1 protein-coding gene and 1 pseudogene are annotated in these 2,361 nt (G+C 68.1%); both read left to right on the top strand.

Going from position 1 to position 2,361, the window contains the following annotated elements:
• Positions 1 to 373, top strand: a pseudogene (locus tag ASC55_RS17850) (DUF7507 domain-containing protein); the annotation flags it as partial.
• Between the two features lie 148 nt (positions 374 to 521).
• On the top strand, positions 522 to 2,361 hold a 1,840-nt coding region (locus tag ASC55_RS17575), incomplete at its 3' end, for a DUF7507 domain-containing protein (RefSeq protein ID WP_442922351.1).

The following is a 2,361-nucleotide window of genomic DNA, read 5'->3' as shown; positions in this document are numbered from 1 at the left end:
ATGGTGAAGTCGGCGAGCCCGAATACGGCTGATGCGTATGTGGTGGGTCAGGAGATCACGTATTCGTTCGTGGTGACCAACACCGGCAATGTCACTCTCACCGATGTGACGGTGGATGAGGGTGTGTTCACCGGTTCGGGGTCGTTGTCGGCGATCACGTGTCCGGCGGGTGCGGCCTCGCTCGCGCCGGGTCTTCAGGTGGTGTGCACGGCGTCGTATGTGCTGACGCAGGCGGATGTCGATTCCGGGAGCGTGTCGAACACGGCCACCGCGACCGGTACTCCGCCGACGGGCGAGCCCCCCGTCTCACCCCCATCGACGACCGAGGTCCCGGTGGTGCCGGCTCCGGGGATCACGGTGGTGAAGTCGGCGGNCAGGCGGATGTCGATTCCGGGAGCGTGTCGAACACGGCCACCGCGACCGGTACTCCGCCGACGGGCGAGCCCCCCGTCTCACCCCCATCGACGACCGAGGTGCCGGTGGACCCGGCCCCGGCGTTGACCGTTGTGAAGTCGGCGGATGTGGACGAGCTCACGACGGCGGGTCAGACGGTCGAGTATTCCTTCCTGGTCACCAACACGGGCAACGTCACCCTCACCGACGTGAGCGTCGATGAGACGGCGTTCACGGGGACGGGCACCGCTCCCGTGGTCACGTGTCCGGCGGGAGCCGCGACTATGTTGCCGGGGGCTGCGGTCACGTGCACGGCGTCGTACGTCGTCACGCAGGCCGACCTGGACTCCGGAGGCGTGTCGAACACGGCCACGGCGACGGGCACTCCGCCTTCCGGCGAACCGCCGGTGTCGCCCCCGTCCACTCTGGAGATCCCGGCGGACCCGGCTCCGGGATTGACGGTGGTGAAGTCTGCTGATCTGGACGAGTTGTCGGCGGCGGGTCAGACGATCGAGTATTCCTTCCTGGTCACGAACACCGGCAATGTCACCCTCACCGACGTGAGTGTGGATGAGACGGCCTTCACCGGGACGGGGACCGCTCCGGTGGTGACGTGCCCGGCGGGTGCGGCGTCGCTGGCTCCGGGAGCCGACGTGACGTGCACGGCGTCGTATGTGGTGACGCAGGCGGATGTCGATTCCGGAGGCGTGTCGAACACGGCCACCGCGACGGGTACCCCGCCGTCGGGCGAGCCCCCCGTCTCACCCCCATCCACCACCGAAGTCCCGGCGGAGCGGGCCCCGGCGTTGACGGTGGTCAAGAGTGCTGACACGACGGAGATCACTTCGGCGGGTCAGACGATTGCGTATTCGTTCCTGGTGTCGAACACCGGCAATGTGACGCTGACGGATGTGTCGGTGGCGGAGACGGCCTTCACCGGGACGGGGACCGCTCCGGTGGTCACCTGCCCGGCGGGTGCGGCGTCGCTCGCGCCGGGAGCCGATGTCACGTGCACGGCGTCGTATGTGGTGACGCAGGCGGATCTCGATTCCGGAGGCGTGTCGAACACGGCGACGGCGACGGGTACCCCGCCGTCGGGCGAGCCCCCCGTCTCACCCCCATCGACGATCGAAGTCCCGGCGGAGCCGGCTCCGGCGTTGACGGTGGTCAAGTCGGCGGACACGACGGAGATCAGTTCGGCGGGTCAGACGATCGGGTATTCCTTCCTGGTCACGAACACCGGCAATGTCACCCTCACGGACGTGAGTGTGGATGAGACGGCCTTCACCGGGACCGGGACCGCTCCGGTGGTCACCTGCCCGGCGGGTGCGGCCTCGCTCGCGCCGGGAGCCGATGTCACGTGCACGGCGTCGTACGTCGTCACGCAGGCCGACTTGGATTCCGGAGGCGTGTCGAACACGGCGACGGCGACGGGTACTCCGCCTTCGGGCGAGCCCCCCGTCTCACCCCCATCGACGACCGAGGTCCCGGTGGTGCCGGCTCCGGGGATCACGGTGGTCAAGAGCGCTGACACGACGGAGATCACTTCGGCGGGTCAGACGATCGGGTATTCGTTCCTGGTGACGAACACCGGCAATGTGACGTTGACGGACGTGAGTGTGGATGAGACGACCTTCACGGGGACGGGGACCGCTCCGGTGGTCACCTGCCCGGCGGGTGCGGCGTCGCTCGCGCCGGGAGCCGATGTCACGTGCACGGCGTCGTACGTCGTCACGCAGGCCGACCTGGACTCCGGAGGCGTGTCGAACACAGCGACGGCGACGGGTACTCCGCCGTCGGGCGAGCCCCCCGTCTCACCCCCATCGACGATCGAGGTCCCGGTGGTGCCGGCTCCGGGGATCACGGTGGTGAAGTCGGCGAGCCCGAATACGGCTGATGCGTATGTGGTGGGTCAGGAGATCACGTATTCGTTCGTGGTGACCAACACCGGCAATGTCACTCTCACGG

This window comes from Microbacterium sp. Root322 (genome assembly GCF_001425645.1).
GTDB lineage: Bacteria > Actinomycetota > Actinomycetes > Actinomycetales > Microbacteriaceae > Microbacterium > Microbacterium maritypicum.
The sequence above is the reverse complement of the archived record's forward strand: the minus strand, read 5'-3'. Positions and strand labels throughout refer to the sequence as shown.